Source organism: Streptomyces sp. NBC_00247 (assembly GCF_036188265.1).
In the GTDB taxonomy this organism is placed as follows: domain Bacteria; phylum Actinomycetota; class Actinomycetes; order Streptomycetales; family Streptomycetaceae; genus Streptomyces.
Genome location: NZ_CP108093.1, coordinates 5813546 through 5833172, shown reverse-complemented (window position 1 = coordinate 5833172; position 19627 = coordinate 5813546). Strand labels below are relative to the sequence as shown.

Below are 19627 nucleotides of genomic sequence, written 5' to 3'. Positions count from 1 at the left end.
GGCGGGGCGGGCCCGGTCGTCCCGCTCACTCGCGCTGCCGGAGCTGCGCCACGAGAGCCGCCTCCACGACTTCGGGACGGCCGTGGGCCGCCAGCTGACGGAGCCGGGCGGTCCAGCGCTCGGAGGGGACGCCGGGGCCCGCCGCCTGGGTCACCAGCCGGACCGCGGCGAGGCCGCCCGTGGCCGATCCTTCGGCCAGCAGGCCCGCGACCACCGCGTCGACGGCCTCCTCGGGAAGGTTCCCCGGTGCTCGAATCCGTACGGCGTCCAGGCACCCGGGACGGTCCCCGGCCAGCGCGAGCCACCGCTCCCAGCGCCTCATCGAGGCGTCTCCCTCGGCCAGGGCCGTGGTCGCGGCCTCCAGGGCGGTCCGGGAGGCGGTGTGCGGGAGGCCGGCCCGCTCCAGCGCGTCGGCCAGCGCCTCGTACGCGCCCACGGGCCATCCCGGTACCGGCCCGGACAGGTCGAGCAGCACCGCGAGCGCGTCCAGGTGCTCTGCCGCGTCCCGGCCCGCACCCGGGTACGGCGCGCCGAGTGCCCGCGTCAGCAGGGCCCTGCCGGACGGTTCCCGGGCCAGGCGGCCGAGCGTCCTCAGCACCGCGCTCCGCACCCGGCGCGGGCGCTCCGGGGTGGTGGCCACCGTGACGAGCCGCTCGGCGGCCTCCGGCTCCAGCGGCCCGTCGTGTGCCAGGGCGCGGGCCGCCCCCACCGCCGCGGCCGAGTCCTCGGTGGCGGCGGCACGGGCGAGGAGGCCGTGCCGGGCTCGCCGCGCCTCCGGCCGGACGGGGCGGGCCGCGAAGAACGGCTCGCTCAGAGCGGGGAGGTGCAGCCCGCCGCCGAGCCGTCGGGCCACCTCCGGGTCGTCCGCCCGTTCGGCGAGGGCCGGCACCATCGCCGCGCGGACGTCGCGGTGCTGCCCGGGCGCGTCCCAGCCCGCGAGCAGCGCGTCGAAGGCGGCACCCCGCCGGTCCCGGTCCATCGCGGCCAGACCGTGGGCGGCGGCCTTCCGGCTTCCCACGGAGCCGCCCGTCCCCGCGAGGACCGCGCCCAGCCTCCGTACGGCCTCGCGGTCCGGCACGGTGGCGAGCAGCACCGTCGCCCCGGTCATCGCCGCCCGGCCGCGTACGCCGCCGCTCGCCGCCCGGTCGAGGAGGTACTCCAGGGTCCGGGGGTGCGCGTCCGCCCCTCCGCGCCCGGCGGCCAGGACGCCCAGCGCGGCGAGCGCGGCGGCGGCCACCGGCTGCGGGGCGCCCACGGCGAGCCGCCGCAGCTCACCGGGGTCGGCGAGCAGGGCGGCGGCGTCGGTCCGCTCCCGCAGGGGCACCCGGTCGTCCACCGCGACCCGGGCGAGGTGTGCGTCGAGCAGAGCGCGCTGCTCCGGAAGCATCCGGCCCAGGGCGCGCCCTTCCGGCCGGGGTACCCAGTGGGCGGGAAGTTCCGCGCCGAGCACCGCGCCGAGCAGGTCGGTGCGGCGGCGGACGAGGGTCCGCCAGACGAGTGGGACGGCGATGAGGGAGGCGTCGGCCGCGAGCAGCCGGGCCAGGCGTTCTTCCCGGGTCGCGGGGTCGCGCAGCCACAGCGTCGCGGCGGCCTCGCGTACGGGCGCCGCTCCCGCCGTCGCCGACCGCCCGGTCTCCGCGTCCAGCCCGGCCAGTCGGGGCAGGCCGGGCGCCAGCAGTGCGGCCAGGATCACCGGGTGCTCGCGCACCGGGGCGGCGGACCGTTCCCACAGGGCCCCGGCCTCGGTGCCGGTGAGCGCCAGGGGCCGTACGGGGGCGTCGTACCGGGCGTCGGCGAGAACCGGCAGCAGCAGTCCGGCGACGGCTGCTGCCCGGTCGGCGTCCTCGCGGCGGGCGGCCGACTCCAGTACCCGGCGGAGCCAGTGCTCGGCGGCGGCGAGGGTGTCCCGCGTCGAGTCCCTGGACTGCGTGGTGGTCGTCGCCGCGTCCCGCAGTACGGCGAACGGCACGGCGGGCAGGAGGTGTCCGGGTGCCCTCCCGGCGGCCAGCAGGGCGTTGTGGCGCACGGACTCCTGGTCGTGCCAGGCCCGTTCGCAGCTCTCCAGGACGCGCGCGTACTCCACCGGGTCACCGCGCAGTGCGGCACACGCCAGGAGGGCCGGCCATCCGGAGGCCCGGTCGAGCGGCCGGTGCGCGTCGGTGAGTTCCCTCAGCGCAGGCTCGGCCTCCTCGAAGGGGAGCAGGGCCGCGAGCCGGGAGCGGTGCGTGAGGCGGCGCGGCAGCGGCGACCACCGCTCGGCGATCGTCCGGGCCCGGTCGGCCGAAGGCAGCGAGGCGAGCACCCCGAACCCGGCCGGCAAGAGGGACTGCCCGCGCGGCCCGAGGCGTTCCTCGGCCACACGCCGTCGCTCCCGCGGGGGCAGCAGGGCGATCAGGGGCTGGGGTTCCTGGCGGATGCCCGGGTAGGGGTACCGGCTGAAGTCGTCGACGTGCAGGACGCGGGCGAGCAGGAGGAGATCGTCGCCGTCGCACGCCTTGAGCGCCCGCCGGGTGCGCGGGGACAGCGGGCCGTCCTCCAGCGGTACGCGGGTGGTCCCGGTGCGCCGCAGAACCGCGGCGAGTGCGGCGGGCCGGGCGAGCAGGGCCATGGCGGCGCGTCCGCCGATCAAGTGCGGCGCCCGTTCCATCAGCAGCAGCCCGGCCGCCGGATCGCGCTGGGCGATCGTCGTGGTGGTCGCCCCGCCGCCCTCGCACCGCGCCCCGGCGTCGGCCGTGCGGCCGGCGAGATGTTCCGCGAGCACGCCGGGAGCGGTACGGGCCAGCACGTGCAGGATCTCGGGCCGCACCCGGCCCAGCCTGCCGAGCCAGTGACGGACCGTCACGGGTGTGCACGCCGCGAGCAGCCGGGCCGTGTCCTCGTCACCGTGCCGGGCGTGGACACGTCCGGCCAGCCGGTCGGCGAGAGCGTGCCGCCGGGAGTGCCGCAGCACGCCGTAGGTGTCCCGGCGCACGGACGCGGGGCCGTGGAGGGCCAGTTCCTCCAGGGCGTGGTCGGGTACGGGGAGCCGGACGGCGGCCGACAGCGCGTGCCGCCTGAGCAGCGGGTCGGCGAGGGCCGCGGTCACGGTGGCCAGGTCGCGGCGGACGGTGGCGAGGAAGAGAGCGAGTACCCGGTCGTCCGGGGTGCCGGAGTCCAGCGCGGCGTGGGCCGCGCGGTATCCGGCCTCGTCCAGGGAACGGGTGCGCACGGCGACGGCCCGCATCCGGGCCGGGTGGGGCAGGTGGTCGAAGGCGATCGACATGCGGGTCTTCTTCTCTGCGGATGCTCCGCCGGTTCTCTGTCGTCCGCCTGTGCGGACGGGCGTCCCCGTCGGCGTCGGGGGCGGTCGGCTCCCTGCCGACGAGGTGCGATGTTCGCACTCCGCCCGGCACCGGCACAAGGAAAATTCGCGGCAGCACGCGCCTTTCCCCGCGTAGCCTCACGCCCATGGCCAGCCCCGATGCCGAATCACTCGTCCGCGACCACACGGTCTACTCCTGCGTGATGGGCTCGCGGGCGTTCGGGCTGGCCACCGAGGGGAGCGACACCGACCGGCGTGGGGTGTTCCTCGCCCCGACCGCCTCGTTCTGGCGGTTCGAGAAGCCGCCGACGCATGTGGACGGCCCGGCGCCGGAGCAGTTCTCCTGGGAGCTGGAGCGTTTCTGCGAACTGGCCCTGCGCGCCGACCCGAACGTCCTGGAGTGCCTGCACTCCCCGCTGGTGGAGCGGATCGACGACACCGGCCGCGAGCTCCTCGCGCTGCGGGACGCCTTCCTGTCCCGCGAGGCGTACACCACCTTCACCCGGTACGCGACGGGCCAGCGACGGAAGCTGGAGGCCGACGAGCGGACGCACGGTGCGCCGCGATGGAAGAACGCCATGCATCTGCTGCGGCTGCTGATGTCCGCCGGGGACCTGGTGCGCACGGGGGCGCTGACGATCGACGTCGGTGAGCGGCGGGAGGAGTTGCTCGCGGTGAAGCGGGGCGAGGTGGAGTGGCCGGAGGTCGAACGCCGGATGACGCGGCTGGCCGGGGAGTGCGAGGAGGCCCTCGGCCGTTCCCCGCTGCCGGACCGCCCCGACCGGGCCCGGGTCGAGGAGTTCCTCGTACGGACCCGGCGGGCCTCGGCGCTGAAGGACGGCTGAGCGGCGGCCACCGGCTACGCCGGTCAGGGCCTCACTCCCCCGGCCGGGCCCGTACGACGAGCTCGTCCTGCGCCTCGAAGCAGGTCGGCCGCTCCGCAGCCGGGTCGCCCGCTGGGCGGTGTCGAGCACCCCGTGCGGCGCCGCGAAAGGCCCCTGGTCCGTCTCGACCCCGTCCCGCACCCGCGTCCGGGTACGGGTCTCCTCCGGATCGCCCGGTCCGACCAGGTCCCGGGCGCCGTGCCGGCCGGTATCCCGTCGGCCCGTACCGCTCCGGCCGGTGTCGCCCCGCCCCGGCCCGCGTCGCCGCGGTTCATGGATCAAGCATCCCAGAGCGCCCCCAGCGACAGCAGGTCGCTCCGGTACTCGATCCGCTCGGTCCACTCCTTGGGCCAGGCCGAGGCTCCCAGGTGGGCGCCGGCGAGTGCCCCGGTGAGGCAGGCCAGCGAGTCGGAGTCGCCCCGGGTACAGGCGGCCCTGCGCAGGGCGGTGACGGGCTCCTCGGGGAAGAGCAGGAAGCAGTGCAGGGCGGTCGCCAGGGCCTCCTCGGCGATCCAGCCGTCCCCGGTGGTCTCGCAAGGGTCGGTCTCCGGGGAGGGGTGGCGCAGTGCTTCCTGGACGCGGGTCAGGACGTCCAGGCACTCGTCCCAGCCGCGCTGGATGTAGGACTGGGCGGAGGCGTCGTGGGTGTGGCGCCAGAGGTCGCCGAGCCAGCGCTCGTGGTAGCGGCTCCGGTTCTCGTACGCGTAGCTGCGCAGTTGTCCGACGAGGCCGAGGGGTTCGGCGCCCCTGGCGAGCAGGTGGACGGCGCGGGCCATCAGGTCGGAGGCGGCCAGTGCGGTGGGGTGGCCGTGGGTCAGGGCGGCCTGGAGCTGGGCGGCGCCGGCGCGCTGTTCGTCGCTGAGTCCGGGGACCAGCCCGACGGGGGCGACGCGCATGTTGGCGCCGCACCCCTTCGAGCCGGTCTGACTCGCTTCCTGCCAGGGGCGGTCGCTGTCGAGGAGCCGGCAGGCGACCATGCAGGTACGGCCGGGGGCGCGGTTGTTCTCCGGCGAGTGGTACCAGTCGACGAACTCTTCCCGGACCGGGCGGGCCAGCCGGAGCCCGGTGAGCAGGCCCCGGTCCATGGCGGTGCGGATGCCCCGTCCGAGGGCGAGTGTCATCTGGGTGTCGTCGGTGACGAGCGCGGGCCGGGGGAGCTCCATCCCGCGCCACGGACCGCACTTGGCGAGGATGGCGGGCACGTCGTTGAACTCGGTCGGAAAGCCCAGCGCGTCACCGAGGGCGAGACCCACGAGGGAGCCGGTGGCGGCCTGTTTGGTGCGGGTCCTGGTGGCGACGGTCATGGGGTTCTTCCTTCCGGTCGCAGGAGCGGCGGGTGCAGGACGGTGGCCGTGCCCGCCCGGTAGAGGGCGGCGGGTTTCCCCCGCCCCCCGGTGCGGCGCGGCGGCCCTTCGACGGCTTCGACGAAGCCGGAGGTGGCGAGGACCTTGCGCCGGAAGTTGGGGCGGTCGAGTGCGGTGCCCCAGACGGTTTCGTAGACCTGCTGAAGCTCGCCGAGGGTGAACTCGGCGGGGCAGAACGCCGTTGCCAGGCAGGTGTATTCGAGCTTGGATCCGACGCGGTCGTGGGCGTCGGCGAGGATGGTGTCGTGGTCGAAGGCGAGCGGCCCGGGCGCCCCGGTGCCGCCCTCGCCGAAGACCCACCAGCGGGCACTGACCGCGTCGCCTCCGCCGCGCGGTTCGGGGAGGTCCGGAAGGAGCGCGGCGTACGCGACGGAGACGACCCGCATCCTCGGGTCGCGGTCCGGGTCGGTGTAGGTGCGCAGTTGTTCGAGGTGCACCTCGCAGACGGTGTCCTCGTCCAGGCCGGTCTCCTCGGCCAGCTCGCGGCGGGCGGCCTGCGGGGCGGACTCCCGGGGGGCGACGAAACCGCCCGGAAGCGCCCAGCGCCCCCTGTACGGTTCCTCGCCGCGTTCCACCAGCAGCACGTGCAGCCGTCCTTCGCGGACGGTGAAGACGGCGAGGTCGACGGTGACGGCGAACGGGGTGAAGGCGTACGGGTCGTACCCCTCGGGGGCTCCTGCGACCCCCTGTGCACGGGAGTTCATCGTCGCTCCGGGAGTGGCGGGTTGAAGTGCCAGCCGGTGGCGAGGAGTTCGTCGACGGCGGCGACCGCGGTGGCGAGCCGCTGTTCGCGGGAGCCGGTGACTTCCACGAACCTCCGCCCGGTGCGGGCGATTTCGGCGCGGAAGCGGCTCGTCATCCAGGGCCGCAGCTCCTCGCCGTCGCGCAGTCCGTCGTCCTCGAAGGGGACACCTTCGTGGTCGGTGAGCAGCCACAGGTGGTGGTCGACACGGTCCGCGGTGGCCTCGACGCGCGGATTGCGCCCGCCGACGTACCGCTCGTGCCAGACGGTGGTGGCGAAGGAGTCGGTGTCGCAGAAGAGCACCGGCGAACCGGTCCGCGCGGCGGCCTCCTCGCGGTCGTTCTGGACGGCGGCGATCAGCGGGAAGTCACCGGTGGTGAAGACGACGTCCTCCCACTGCGCGCCGGGGTGGTCGGCGCGCAGGGCGGCGAGTTTCTGTTCGCTGAACTCCCGCCCGTACTCCGGCACGCCGCGGGTCCGGGCCCACACCCCGCCGCGCCGCCGGTAGTGCTCGGCCAGGGCGAGCGTCAGGGTGGTGGTGCCGGTGGACTCCGCGCCGAGCACGACGACCCGGCGGGTGAGCGCGGCGCGTACGGCCGGCTCCAGGAAGTCCCAACAGGCGACGGGGTCCTCGCGGACCGCCGTGCCGGAGACCGGGAAGACGGTGCGGTCCGGGTCGACGCAGACCGGCTCGGCGCCGAAGCGCCGGGCGAGCTCGTCGCCGTACGCCTCCGAGGAGAAGACGGCGTCCACCCGTTCGGGGACGGCGGCGGTGAACACCGCCATGTGCGCGTCCCAGACCGCGGGGTCGTGGACGTCCATGCGTATGTCGTCGACGGCTCCCACGACCGTGGCGTCGGGGTGCGTCTCGCGCATCCAGGCGACCCGGTCGGCGAGCGGCACCGATTCGACACCGGCGGCGCAGACGAGGACGGTCAGCCGCTCGCAGCGGTCCTGGGCGGTACGGACGAGGTGGTGGTGGCCCGCGTGCGGCGGGTAGAACTTGCCGAGCACCAGGCCGTGGGCGTACTTCTTCACGCCCTCACCTCCGCGCGGGCGGCCGGACCGTCCGTGGTGTCCTCGGCGAGGTCGCGCCGCCAGGAGCGCAGCCCGGCCACGCAGAGCGCGAGGAAGCCGACGTACAGCAGCGAGGTCAGATACAGGCCCTTGTGGGCGTAGAGCGGGATGTAGACGAGGTCGGCGGCGATCCACAGCCACCAGGACTCGACCCGCTTGCGGCTCTGCCCGTAGGTCGCCGCCAGGGAGAGCGCGGTCGTCAGCGCGTCCCAGAACGGAACGGTCGAGTCGGTGGCCCCGGAGAGCAGGAGGGTCAGCGCGAGGGTCCCCACCGCCCCCGCCGCGAGCAGCCAGGCCCCTTCGGTGCGCGGCGTACCACGCACCGGCAGGACGGGTGCCCCTGGTCCACCCCCGTGGGTCCAGGTCCACCAGCCGTACGCGGCGAGGGCGATGAAGACGATCTGGAGTCCGGCGTCGGCGTAGAGGCCGGACTGTGCGAACAGCAGGACGAAGAAGAGGTTGTTGGCGATGCCGACCGGCCAGTTGGCCAGGTGCTGGCGCACCACGAGCCAGACGCAGAGCGCCCCGCTGCCGAATCCGAGCACCTCGGTCCAGCTGACCGGCGTGTCCAGCCAGGTGAACAGGGGCTCCTGCAGGGGATCCAGGACATCCGCGAGACTCATGCCCGCCTCCTTAATGGTCACTCTGACTATAAAGGCATCCGCAGGCATGCGAAAGGCCCGCGGCCGGTCCTGTTCTGAAAATTCGAACAGGACCGGCCGCGGGCCTTCGGGACGGAGCCCAGGGGCTCCCCGGGGTCCTACAGACCGACCTCGCGCATCAGCATGCCGACCTCGGTGTTGGTCAGGCGGCGCAGCCAGCCGGACTTCTGGTCACCCAGCGGGATGGGCCCGAAGGAGGTCCGCACCAGCCGGTCGACCGGGAAACCGGCCTCGGAGAGCATCCGGCGGACGATGTGCTTGCGGCCCTCGTGGAGGGTCACCTCGACCAGGTAGTTCTTGCCGGTGTTCTCGACGACGCGGAAGTGGTCGGCGCGGGCGTACCCGTCCTCCAGCTGGATGCCGTCCTTGAGCCGCTTGCCCAGGTCGCGCGGGAGCGGGCCCTGGATCGCGGCGAGGTACGTCTTCTTCACGCCGTACTTCGGGTGGGTGAGGCGGTGGGCGAGCTCCCCGTGGTTGGTGAGCATGATGATGCCCTCGGTCTCGGTGTCCAGCCGGCCGACGTGGAAGAGCCGCGTCTCACGGTTGGTGACGTAGTCGCCGAGGCACTGGCGGCCGTCCGGGTCCTCCATCGAGGAGACCACACCGGCCGGCTTGTTCAGCGCGAAGAAGAGGTACGACTGGGTCGCGACGGTGAGGCCGTCGACCTTGATCTCGTCCTTCTGCGGGTCGACGCGCTTGCCCTGCTCCAGCACGATCTCGCCGTTGACCTCGACGCGCGCCTGCTCGATCAGTTCCTCGCACGCCCGCCGCGAGCCCATGCCGGCCCGGGCGAGGATCTTCTGCAGCCGCTCGCCCTCCTGCTCGGCACCCGGGTGGGTCCTGACCACCTTGAAGTCCGGCTTGTCGGCGTACCGGTCGCGGTTGCGCTGCTCGATCTTCGCGTCCAGCTCGCGCGGCCTGGCCTGGCCCGAGGGGCCGCGCCGGAAGCCGCCGCGGGCGTTGCCGGGCTGCGGGGCCTTCGGCCCGCCCTTGGCGCCGCCGCGCGCCGCGGCGCCGCGGCCCCTGCGGGCTTCGCTGTCGCCCGCGCCCGACGAGCTGGTCGAGGGGCCTACGTCGTAACGGCGCTCCTCCGGGCGGGGGCGGCGCGGACGCTGCTCCTGCTGGTCGTCGCGCCCGCCGCGGCCCTGGGCGCCCTGGGCGGGCCCCCGACCGCTCTGACCGCGACCGCCCTGGCCGCCCTGGGCCGGTCCGCGACCACCCTGGCCACCGCCCTGGCCGCGACCACCCTGGCCACCGCCCTGGCCGCGACCACCCTGGCCACCGCCCTGGGAGTTGGACCGGAAGGACCCGCCGCTGCCGCCCCGGGGGTTCCGGTTGCCGCCGCCGCTGCTGCCGCTTCCGCTGTTACTGCCACTGCTTCGCATCAAAATTCCGTCTTGTCGTCTGCGTGAGTATCCGGGGTGTCCGGTGCGTCCGGATCGAACGACGGCACACCCTCTAGCGTCTCAGCCTCGATCGCGTCCGCTTCCGGGAGGAAGGGAGCGAGTTCCGGGAGCTCGTCCAGACCACGCAGGCCCATACGCTCCAGAAAGTAGTTCGTCGTCCTGTACAGGATCGCACCTGTTTCGGGTTCCGTCCCCGCCTCCTCGACCAGAGCACGCTGGAGGAGGGTCCGCATGACCCCGTCGCAGTTCACTCCGCGCACCGCCGAGACCCTCGAACGGCTGACCGGCTGGCGGTACGCGACGACCGCGAGGGTCTCCAGTGCCGCCTGGGTGAGACGGGCCTGGCGGCCGTCCAGGACGAAGCTCTCCACCGCCTCCGCGTAGGCGGGCCGGGTGGAGAAGCGCCAGCCGCCCGCCACGAGTCTCAGATCGAATCCGCGGCGCTGGACGGTGTACTCGTCGGCGAGCTCCCGCAGGGCGAGGGCCACGGCCCTCGGGGGCCGCTGGAGGACCTTGGCGAGGTGGTCCACGGTGGCCGGCTCGTCCACGACCATCAGCACCGCCTCCAGGGCGGGCTTCAGCTCCAGTTCCGCCACGCTCCCGGACCCGGCGGGCTCCCCCTCGTACCCGGGCTCCCGCTCGTCCGCGGACCCCCGCGCCCCGCCGTGCCGCGGTGCGCCCCCATGCTCCCGTCCGGCGGCGAATTCGCCGGTACCCCCGCTCGCGCCGACTCCGCTCACGTCTCCACGCCCTCTTCCGTGTCCGGCTGGACTTCCTGGTCGAACTCGTCGGTCACGACGGGCTGTGCGCCCTCCTCGCCGCACCACCGCACGAGGAGCTCGCCGAGTGCCTCCTCCTGGTCCAGCGCGACCGCCTTCTCCCGGTACAGCTCCAGCAGCGCGAGGAAGCGCGCCACCACCGTGAGGGTGTCGGCCGCGTCCTCGGTGAGCTCACGGAAACTGGCCGCACCCGACGTCCGCAGCCGCGCGACCACGATCTCCGCCTGCTCGCGCACGCTGACCAGCGGCGCGTGGATGTGGTCCACGTAGACCTGCGGCTCGGGACGTGGCTGCATGGCCTTCGCGGCGAGCCGCGCGAACCCCTCGGGGCCGATGCCGAGGACGACCTCCGGCAGCAGCGCCGCGTGGTGCGGCTCCAGCCCGACCGTGCGGGGGAAGCGGTGCGACTCGGCGTCCAGCCGGTCGCGGAAGATGTCGGCGACGCGCTTGTACGCCCGGTACTGCAGCAACCGCGCGAAGAGCAGGTCCCGCGCCTCCAGGAGGGCGAGGTCGGCCTCGTCCTCCACCTCGGCGGTGGGCAGCAGCCGGGCGGCCTTGAGGTCGAGCAGCGTCGCGGCGACCACCAGGAACTCGGTGGTCTGGTCGAGGTCCCAGTCCGCGCCCATCGCGCGGATGTGGGCCATGAACTCGTCGGTGACCCGGGAGAGCGCGACCTCGGTCACGTCCAGCCGGTGCCGGGTGATCAGCTGGAGCAGCAGGTCGAAGGGGCCTTCGAAGTTCGCCAGCCGTACGGTGAACCGCCTGCCGTCCTCCGGAGCCCCCTGCGGGCCCTCGGGCGGCCCGCCGGGCGCATCGGGCACCTCGGGCGCTCCGGACGGCTCCGGGGGCTCTGGAGGCGCGTGCAGCGCCTCGGGGGGTTCCGCGGGGGCGGGAGCCGCCTCGGCCGGCGAAGGGGGTTCCGCGGGGGCGGGAGCCGCCTCGGCCGGCGCCGGCTCCGCCACCCCGGGTCCTCGTCCGAGGGCGCGGCGGCGCGGGGCGGCGGAGTCGTCGGGCGGGGGCAACGGCACGGAGCAGTCCAGGTGTACGGCGGGCGGCGGACCGGCCGCGCCGTGCGGTCGCGCACGGGCCGGGCGTCCGGCGGGGAGCGGGAGCCGGCCGCGCGGGGCGGGCGGCAGGGTTTGCGGCCCTGCCGGGCAGGCTACCTGCGGCGGACCGCTCAGCGGCCGCGCAGCCGCCGTACGAGGATGCTCGCGTCGCCGCGCGATTCCAGGTCGGCCAGGACGACGGCGACCGCTTCGCGGACGATGCGCCCGCGGTCGACGGCGAGGCCGTGCTCGCCGCGCAGGACCAGCCGGGCGTGTTCGAGGTCCATCAGTTCCTCGGCCGAGACGTAGACCGTGATCTTCTCGTCGTGCCGTTCCCGGCCGCTGGGCCGCCGGTTGGCACCCCTGCCCTGGCCGGTGCCGCGTCCGCGCTGCTGCTCCCCGGTCTGTTCCTGGGCCGGCGGCCGGCCCTGGGGCCCGGGGCCGGTCCGGGGCACCGTCACACGGTCGGGACCGCCCGTGCGTCCGCGCGGGTCGACCCCCTCGGCGCCGGTCGCGGAGTGGTCCTCGCGCCCCGCCGGCCGCTCCGGTGGGGCGCCGCCCGCCGGGGCGGACGGCGCTGTGTCGCCCTCCCCGGCGGGTGCGGGCACCCGTGCCTCGCCGTTCGCCTTGCGCCGCCGCTCCGCCGGGGAGGAGGACTGGAGTCCCGTCCCCCCGGTGGTGCGGAACAGTTCGTCGGCACCGGGCAGACTCACTCGGCGTGACACCGGGCGAGCACCTCCCTGGCGAGCTGTCGGTAGGCGGCGGCGCCGACCGAGTTGGAGGCGTACGTGGTGATGGGTTCACCGGCGACCGTGGTCTCCGGGAAGCGCACCGTGCGTCCGATGACCGTGTGGTAGACGTGGTCGTCGAAGGCCTCCACCACACGGGCGAGCACCTCGCGGCTGTGCACCGTACGGGAGTCGTACATCGTGGCGAGGATGCCGTCGAGCTCCAGCTCGGGGTTGAGCCGCTCCTGGACCTTCTCGATGGTCTCGGTGAGCAGGGCCACACCGCGCAGTGCGAAGAACTCGCACTCCAGCGGCACGATCACCTTGTGTGCGGCCGTCAGGGCGTTCACGGTGAGCAGGCCGAGCGAGGGCTGACAGTCGATCACGATGTAGTCGTAGTCGGCCATCAGCGGCTTGAGCGCGCGCTGCAGGGTCGACTCGCGGGCCACCTCGCTGACGAGCTGCACCTCGGCGGCGGACAGGTCGATGTTGCTGGGCAGCAGGTCCATGTTGGGGACCGCCGTCTTCAGCAGAACCTCGTCGGCCGCCATGCCCCGCTCCATGAGCAGGTTGTAGACGGTGAGGTCCAGCTCCATCGGGTTGACGCCGAGGCCGACCGAGAGGGCGCCCTGCGGGTCGAAGTCGACGAGCAGGACACGTCGTCCGTACTCGGCGAGCGCGGCACCCAGGTTGATGGTCGAGGTGGTCTTTCCCACCCCGCCCTTCTGGTTGCACATCGCGATGATCTTGGCGGGACCGTGCTCGGTCAGCGGTCCCGGGATCGGGAAGTAGGGCAACGGGCGCCCGGTCGGGCCGATCCGCTCACGGCGCTGTCGCGCCGCGTCGGGGGCGAGTGTGGCCGCGTACTCCGGATCGGGTTCGTACTCGGCGTCGGGGTCGTAGAAGTGCCCCTCGGGCATATCGGCGAAGTCGGCGAGGTGGGCGGTGTCGCGGCCACTCTCGTTGCCGGCCATGGCGTTCACGTGTAGGCCGTCCATCATCTGGGGGGGCGTCGTCATGTGCTGGTGGGTCGCGAAGGTGCGGACCGCGACGGAGCCGACAGCTTCGAGCCCGTTCGGGCCCTGACCCCGTGCAGGCATCCCTGGTTGACCACCCCCGGGAGTAAATGTCGACTCATTCACAAGTCGTCTTACCTCCTTGGATGTGACCAGGAAACTTATCGATAGGTCAGCGTGGCACCATGCCGACGATGGGCGACTCTATGGCGTGTCACCGGTCCGCAGCAACACAATCTGCCGGACCCGGCCCGATGTGTCGGCAATCGAACACCCTCCTGTCAAGGGTGTGCGGGGAGCGAGGCGCGCATTTCACGAGGGAATGAATCGGGTAAAGCGGGGCGTTCAGCGCGTGTTGCCCGCGAGCCCCGAACCCCCTCACACGTCCGGCCGGACCTTGTCGCGCAAGGTCCGGCCGGACGTGTGGGATTGACGGGACGGCGGGCGGAAAGAGGCCTTCCCGTCAGCCGACGATCGAGCCCAGCTCGACGTGCGGAAGGTCGTGCGCCTCGGCGACTTCGCGGTAAACGACTTGCCCGTCATGGGTGTTGAGGCCCCTGGCCAGGGCCGCGTCCCGGCGCAGCGCCTCGACCCATCCCCGGTTCGCCAGCTCGACGATGTACGGGAGCGTGGCGTTGGTGAGGGCGTAGGTGGAGGTGTTCGGAACCGCGCCGGGCATGTTCGCGACGCAGTAGAACACCGAATCGTGGACCGTGAAGGTGGGTTCGGCGTGTGTGGTCGGGTGCGAGTCCTCGAAGCAGCCGCCCTGGTCGATCGCAATGTCGACAAGAACACTTCCGGGCTTCATCTTGGCGACGAGCTCGTTGGTGACCAGCTTCGGGGCCTTCGCGCCCGGGACGAGGACGGCACCGACGACGAGGTCGGCCCCGACGACCGCCTTCTCCAGTTCGAAGGCGTTGGAGACCACGGTCTGCACCCGGGTCCCGAAGACCCTGTCGGCCTCGCGCAGCTTGTTGACGTCCCGGTCGAGCAGGGTGACGTGGAAGCCGAGCCCCACGGCGATCTGGGTGGCGTTCCAGCCGGAGACGCCGCCGCCGATGACGACCGCCCTGGCGGCGGCCGTGCCGGGGACGCCGCCGGGCAGCACGCCCCGGCCGCCCGCCGAGCGCATCAGGTGGTAGGCGCCGACCTGCGGGGCCAGCCGGCCCGCGACCTCGGACATGGGGGCGAGCAAGGGCAGCGCGCGGTTCGCGGTCTCGACGGTCTCGTACGCGATGGCCGTGGTACCCGACCCCAGCAGCGCGTCGGTGCACTCGCGGGAGGCCGCGAGGTGGAGGTAGGTGAAGAGAGTCTGGCCCTTGCGGAGCCGGTGGTACTCCTCGGCGACCGGCTCCTTGACCTTGAGCAGCAGGTCGGCGGCGGCCCAGACCTCGTCCGCGGTGGGCAGGACGCGCGCGCCGGCGGCGGCGTACTCCTCGTCCGGGATGGACGAGCCCGCACCGGCGTTCCGTTCGACGACGACCTCGTGGCCGTGCCGGACCAGCTCGTGCACTCCGGCCGGCGTGATCGCCACCCGGAACTCGTTGTTCTTGACTTCGCGGGGGATGCCGACCTTCACGTCGATCACGGTCCTTGGCTCGGAGGGGCGCCCGGGCAGCGGGCGGCCGGCCGGGGCCGGGAGAACGCCGGATTGCACGGACTTGCACGGAAACGCACCTCACCCGTGGGGCACCACGGAAGCAGGCGGCAGAGCCAGTCTAATGAAGGACTTCCCGCTGTCTAGCCTTGCAAAGAACTAATTTTCGACCGAAGCGCCAAGGTTTTCGTAGGTGGATTCCGTCTCGCCCAGCAGCCGGTCCGCCGTGGCCCGGTGCAGCGCGGCCGCCGCGGGATCGCCGAGCCGGTCCAGGGTGTCGGCCAGCCGCAGCTGCAGCGCCGCCTGGAGCCGCACGTCCTCGGCCCGCCGGGCGAGGTCGACGGCCTCCCGGCAGGTGCGCAGCGAGTCGTGCGGGCGGCCCGCGTACTCCTGGACCCGGGCCGCCTCGCTGAGCGCCCTGGCCTGGGCCGGGAGGTCACCGATCCTGCGCAGGCCGGACGCGGCGGCCCGCCAGTTCCGCAGCGCCTCGCCGTACCGTCCGGCGTACGCGTGCACCGCGCCGAGCCGCCCGTACAGCCGGGCCTCACCCTCGCGGTCGCCCTGGGCGAGCCGCTGCGCGAGCGCCCGGCCGTACCAGTCGGAGGCGCGCGGGTAGTCCCCCAGTTCGGCGTAGGCGCCCCCTACGGACTCCATGGCGCGGCCGGTGGCGTAGAGGTCCTTCGCCTCCCGTCCGGCGTCCAGGGCGGCCCGGTAGCGGGCGAGGGCGGTGCGGGTGCGGCCCGTACCGGCGTCGAGGTCGGCGAGGTTGAGCAGCGCGGCTGCGCGTTCCCGGGGCAGCTCCCGGCGCTCGGCGACGTCGAGCACCAGGCCGTGCAGCCCGTACAGCTCGGGCGCGGCGGCCTCCGTGCCCAGGTGCGCGGCGAGCGCCCGCACCAGGGCCGCCACCAGGCGGCGGGCGAGGGTGTCCAGTTCTCCGTCCGCCACCGCCATGCGGGCGGCGGCCACCAGGGAGGGCAGCCTGACGCGCAGCCAGACGGCCGCCTCCTCCGGGGCGGCGAAGCGGAGCGTCTTGGGCAGTCCGGCGAGCTTGCCCCGGGCCGGGGAGTCCTCCGGCTCGGCGACCGCCCGGCAGGAGTGGAGCAGCCGTACGGTGCGCTCCAGCATCCGGGCCCGGGCCAGTTCGATCTCGGCCGGCCGGTCCCGCTCCTCCAGGAGGGCCCGCAGCAGGGGTGCCAGGGCGCCCGGCACCTCGTACTGGGGTTCGGCGGCGCCGTCCGTGCGCAGCAGCCCGAGGCCGGTGAAGTCGTCCAGGGTCCGGCGGGCGGCCAGGACGGAGCAGCCGGCCAGCGCGGAGGCGGTGTGGGCGTCGGCGAGGCCCCCGGGTGCCAGCGCGAGCAGTCGCAGTATCCGGGCGGGGGTCTCCAGCAGGGAGTCGTGGGCCATCCGGAAGGCGCGGACCAGCGGCCGGGCGCCCACCGGCTGCTCCGTGTCCTGCGGAGTGCGCAGCAAGTGCTGGGTGGCGTCGGCGACGGAGGCGGTCGGACGGGCGGCGATCCACCCGGCGACGAGCAGCAGGGCGGCGGGCTGGCCGCCGCACTCCTCCACCAGGGTCTCGGCGCTCCGGGGGTCCACGGTGATCCGCACCTGGCCGACCACCCGCGCCAGGAGGCGCACGGCGGAGCCGGTGTCCAGCCCGCCGATGGTGCAGGGACGGACGTCGGGGACACCCGTCAGCGGGCCGGTCGCGGTGGCCAGCACCAGGCAGCCGGGGCCGTCCGGGAGGAGGGGGTCCACCTGCTCGGCGTCCACCGCGTCGTCGAGCAGGAGCAGCAGCCGCCGCACGGCGAGGGCTTCGCGGACCATCTCGGTGAGCTCGTCGGCGTCCGCGCCGGGCGGCGTGGCCAGGGAGAGCAGGCCGAGGATCTCGCGGGCGGTGCGCTCCGACGGCACCCGGGTGCCGTCGGGGTCGGTCAGGCTGACGCGCAGGACACCGTCCGGGTAGTCGCCGGTGCCGGTGCCGGGCGCGGCCCAGGGAAGGGGGCCCGTGGAGCCGCCGGCGGGGGCCGTGCCGGTCAGCGCGTGCGCGAAGGCGGCGGCGAGGGCACTGCGCCCCGATCCCGCGCGTCCGGCGATCAGCAGGACCCGGGCGCGGGCCGCCTTGCGGCCGGCGATGGTGTTCAGCCCGGCCCGCTCGATGTCCTCCTGAAGGGCTTTCAACTCTCGCTGACGGCCGAACAGTTCGGGTGGGACGACACCGGAGGGCTCCTCGGTGCCGGGCGCTCGGGCCGGGCCGCTGGTGTCCACCGCCTGATCCGTCACGAGCCACGCTCCACTTCGCCGCACCCGGTGCCCCGCCGGAGCTCCGGCGGGCCTTTCGAGCGTAGTTCAGCGGCGCCGCCGATCAGGGCGGAGCGGGGCGGGGACTCCCCCGATCGGATCAGCGATTCTTACGATCGTCCGACGGGAAAAGGGCGAGGACGGGAGGCGGGGCAGCGGCGCGGGGGCGGGGCCTCTGCCGTGAGACGGAGGCCCCGCGTTCCGCTACGCCTCGAACGGACGGGCGGGCCAGGGGGCCTCGGCCGGGCGCAGCGACTGCTCGCCGTCCGCCGTCCGGGCCGCGGTCAGCGCCAGTACCCCCATGACCAGGCAGCTGTTGTGCAGGTCGCCCGCGAGGACGCCGCGGACCAGGTCCTTCAGCGGGACCCGCGCCAGCTCCATGTCCGCCTCTTCCTCGGCGACCGCGAAACGCTCGCCCACCGCTTCGGAGAGATCACGGGCGAGGAAGATGCGCACCGCCTCGTCGGAACCGCCGGGGCTGGTGTAGACGTCGGTCAGGACCCGCCAGTCCTCCGCCTTGACGTGCGCCTCCTCGTACAGCTCGCGCTGGGCGGCGGCGAGCGGGTTCTCGCCGGGGACGTCGAGCAGTCCGGCCGGGATCTCCCAGAGCTTCTGGCGCACGGGGTGGCGGTACTGACGCAGCACCAGGACGTGGTCCTCGTCGTCGATCGCCAGGATCGCGACGGAGCCGGGGTGGACCTGGTAGTCGCGGCCCACGACCGTACCGTCGGGCATCACGACGTCGTCCGTGCGGACGCTGGTCTTGTTGCCGGTGAAGGGCGTCACCGTCGCGGTGACCCGCCATTCCTCGGCCCTGTCCTGGATGCCCATCTGCGTCCTCCCGCTCACGTCACGAAAAACCGGGGCACCCGTCCTCTTCGGACGCGTACCCCGGTCAACGGTAATGCCTCGGGACTACTTGCCCGATTCGGCGGCCTGCGCCTGACGCGCGACGGCGGCCTTCACCAGACCCGCGAAGAGCGGGTGCGGGCGGGTCGGGCGGGAGCGCAGCTCCGGGTGGGCCTGGGTGGCGACGAGGTAGGGGTGGACCTCGCGCGGGTACTCGACGTACTCGACGAGCTTGTTGTCCGGAGAGGTGCCGGAGAAGACCAGTCCGGCCTTCTTCTCCAGCTCCGTGCGGTAGGCGTTGTTCACCTCGTAGCGGTGACGGTGGCGCTCCTCGACGTACGGCTCGCCGGAGTACGCCTCACGGACGAGCGAGCCCTCGGCGAGCTTCGCCGGGTAGAGGCCCAGACGCATGGTGCCGCCCAGGTCGCCCGCGCCCTCGACGTACGCGAGCTGCTCCTCCATCGTGGAGATGACGGGGTGGGAGGTCGCCGCGTCGAACTCGGTGGAGTTGGCGTCCGGGATGCCGGCGACGTTGCGGGCCGCCTCGATCACGATGCACTGGAGGCCCAGGCAGAGGCCGAGCAGCGGCACCTTGTTCTCGCGGGCGTACTGGATGGCGCCCACCTTGCCGTCGACACCGCGCTCGCCGAAGCCGCCGGGGATGCAGATGGCGTCCACGCCCGCGAGGTGGCGGGCGGCGCCGGCCGGGGTCTTGCAGTCGTCGGAGGTGACCCACTCGACCTTGACGCGGGCCTTGTTCGCGAAGCCGCCGGCGCGGATGGCCTCGGTGACCGAGAGGTAGGCGTCGGGGAGGTCGATGTACTTGCCGACCAGGGCGACGGTGACCTCGTGGTCGGGGTTGTGGACGCGGTCCAGCAGGTCGTCCCAGGTGGACCAGTCCACGTCCCGGAAGGGCAGGTCGAGCTTGCGCACGACGTAGGCGTCGAGGCCCTCGGTGTGCAGCACCTTCGGGATGTCGTAGATCGACTTGGCGTCGACGCAGGCGACGACGGCGCTCTCGTCCACGTCGCACATCAGCGAGATCTTGCGCTTGATGGCGGTGGGGACCTCGCGGTCGGCGCGGAGCACGATGGCGTCCGGCTGGATGCCGATGTTGCGGAGCGCGGCCACGGAGTGCTGGGTCGGCTTGGTCTTCAGCTCGCCGGAGGGGCCGATGTAGGGCAGCAGCGAGATGTGCACGACGAAGACGTTGTCCCGGCCGACCTCGTGGCGCACCTGGCGGACGGTCTCCAGGAACGGCAGCGACTCGATGTCGCCGACGGTGCCGCCGACCTCGGTGATGACCACGTCGACGTCGCCGGTCGCCATGCGGCGGATGCGGGACTTGATCTCGTTGGTGATGTGCGGGATGACCTGGACGGTGTCGCCGAGGTACTCGCCGCGCCGCTCCTTGGCGATGACCTGGGAGTAGACCTGCCCGGTCGTGACGTTGGCGGAACCGTCGAGGTCGACGTCGAGGAAGCGCTCGTAGTGGCCGATGTCCAGGTCCGTCTCGGCGCCGTCGTTGGTGACGAACACCTCACCGTGCTGGAACGGGTTCATCGTGCCGGGGTCGACGTTGAGGTACGGGTCGAGCTTCTGCATCGTGACCCGGAGACCACGCGCCTTGAGGAGTGCACCCAGGCTGGAGGCAGTCAGACCCTTGCCGAGGGAGGAGGCGACACCCCCGGTGACGAAGATGTGCTTGGTCGTCGTGGATGTGGGCTGCATAGCCAAGAGGGGGCTCCCGTGGTAGCGAAATCTGGGTACGTACCGGCTGCCTAACCGGAGATTCCGGGGGTGCCGTCGCTGCGGTTCGGAGGCCTCGTCGCTCTCGGACACGACCACCCGTCCACGGGCTACCAGCCTAACAGCGAC

15 protein-coding genes are annotated in these 19627 nt (G+C 73.6%); 1 reads left to right on the top strand and 14 read right to left on the bottom strand.

What is annotated here, in order from left to right; genetic code table 11:
* Positions 1-25: 25 nt before the first annotated feature.
* On the bottom strand, positions 26-3262 hold the full coding sequence (locus tag OHT52_RS25385) for a hypothetical protein (RefSeq protein ID WP_328722498.1): 3237 nt from the start codon (positions 3260-3262) through the stop codon (positions 26-28).
* Between the two features lie 185 nt (positions 3263-3447).
* Between OHT52_RS25385 and OHT52_RS25380 the strand changes: the two genes are divergently transcribed.
* Positions 3448-4146, top strand: a complete 699-nt coding sequence (locus tag OHT52_RS25380) for a nucleotidyltransferase domain-containing protein (RefSeq protein WP_328722497.1) — start codon at positions 3448-3450, stop codon at positions 4144-4146.
* A 317-nt stretch (positions 4147-4463) separates the two neighbouring features.
* On the opposite strand, the gene OHT52_RS25375 is transcribed toward OHT52_RS25380, so the two are convergent.
* From OHT52_RS25375 to OHT52_RS25315, 13 genes are all read right to left on the bottom strand, one after another.
* Positions 4464-5489 (bottom strand): ADP-ribosylglycohydrolase family protein, encoded by a 1026-nt coding sequence (locus OHT52_RS25375; RefSeq protein WP_328722496.1) that lies wholly within the window; start codon positions 5487-5489, stop codon positions 4464-4466.
* Entirely contained in the window at positions 5486-6253 is a 768-nt protein-coding gene (locus OHT52_RS25370) for an NUDIX hydrolase (protein ID WP_328722495.1), read from the bottom strand. Before OHT52_RS25370 ends, OHT52_RS25375 begins: the two co-directional genes overlap by 4 nt.
* Positions 6250-7329 (bottom strand): AAA family ATPase, encoded by a 1080-nt coding sequence (locus tag OHT52_RS25365; protein ID WP_328722494.1) that lies wholly within the window; start codon positions 7327-7329, stop codon positions 6250-6252. The genes OHT52_RS25370 and OHT52_RS25365 overlap by 4 nt, the downstream gene beginning before the upstream one ends.
* Entirely contained in the window at positions 7326-7991 is a 666-nt protein-coding gene (gene pnuC, locus OHT52_RS25360; RefSeq protein ID WP_328722493.1) for a nicotinamide riboside transporter PnuC, read from the bottom strand. The genes OHT52_RS25365 and pnuC overlap by 4 nt, the downstream gene beginning before the upstream one ends.
* A gap of 137 nt (positions 7992-8128) precedes the next feature.
* On the bottom strand, positions 8129-9415 hold the full coding sequence (locus tag OHT52_RS25355; RefSeq protein WP_328722492.1) for a pseudouridine synthase: 1287 nt from the start codon (positions 9413-9415) through the stop codon (positions 8129-8131).
* Positions 9415-10032 (bottom strand): SMC-Scp complex subunit ScpB, encoded by a 618-nt coding sequence (gene scpB / locus OHT52_RS25350; RefSeq protein WP_328722491.1) that lies wholly within the window; start codon positions 10030-10032, stop codon positions 9415-9417. The genes OHT52_RS25355 and scpB overlap by 1 nt, the downstream gene beginning before the upstream one ends.
* A 140-nt stretch (positions 10033-10172) precedes the next feature.
* A complete protein-coding gene (locus OHT52_RS25345; RefSeq protein WP_328723895.1) occupies positions 10173-11237 on the bottom strand; it encodes a segregation and condensation protein A in 1065 nt (354 codons plus the stop codon).
* Positions 11238-11392: 155 nt separating this feature from the next.
* Positions 11393-11986 carry a hypothetical protein gene (locus tag OHT52_RS25340; protein WP_328722490.1) on the bottom strand — a complete coding sequence of 198 codons (594 nt, stop codon included), beginning with the start codon at positions 11984-11986 and terminating at the stop codon, positions 11393-11395.
* On the bottom strand, positions 11971-13089 hold the full coding sequence (locus OHT52_RS25335) for a ParA family protein (protein WP_328722489.1): 1119 nt from the start codon (positions 13087-13089) through the stop codon (positions 11971-11973). Before OHT52_RS25335 ends, OHT52_RS25340 begins: the two co-directional genes overlap by 16 nt.
* Before the next feature lie 379 nt (positions 13090-13468).
* Positions 13469-14584: an alanine dehydrogenase gene (gene ald / locus OHT52_RS25330; protein WP_328723894.1), complete on the bottom strand. Its 1116-nt coding sequence runs from the start codon at positions 14582-14584 to the stop codon at positions 13469-13471.
* A gap of 177 nt (positions 14585-14761) precedes the next feature.
* Complete coding sequence (locus tag OHT52_RS25325) at positions 14762-16882, bottom strand: tetratricopeptide repeat protein (protein ID WP_328722488.1); 2121 nt, start codon at positions 16880-16882, stop codon at positions 14762-14764.
* A 222-nt stretch (positions 16883-17104) separates the two neighbouring features.
* A complete protein-coding gene (locus OHT52_RS25320; RefSeq protein WP_328722487.1) occupies positions 17105-17731 on the bottom strand; it encodes an NUDIX hydrolase in 627 nt (208 codons plus the stop codon).
* Between the two features lie 84 nt (positions 17732-17815).
* A complete protein-coding gene (locus OHT52_RS25315) occupies positions 17816-19480 on the bottom strand; it encodes a CTP synthase (RefSeq protein ID WP_328722486.1) in 1665 nt (554 codons plus the stop codon).
* Between the last annotated feature and the right edge of the window lie 147 nt (positions 19481-19627).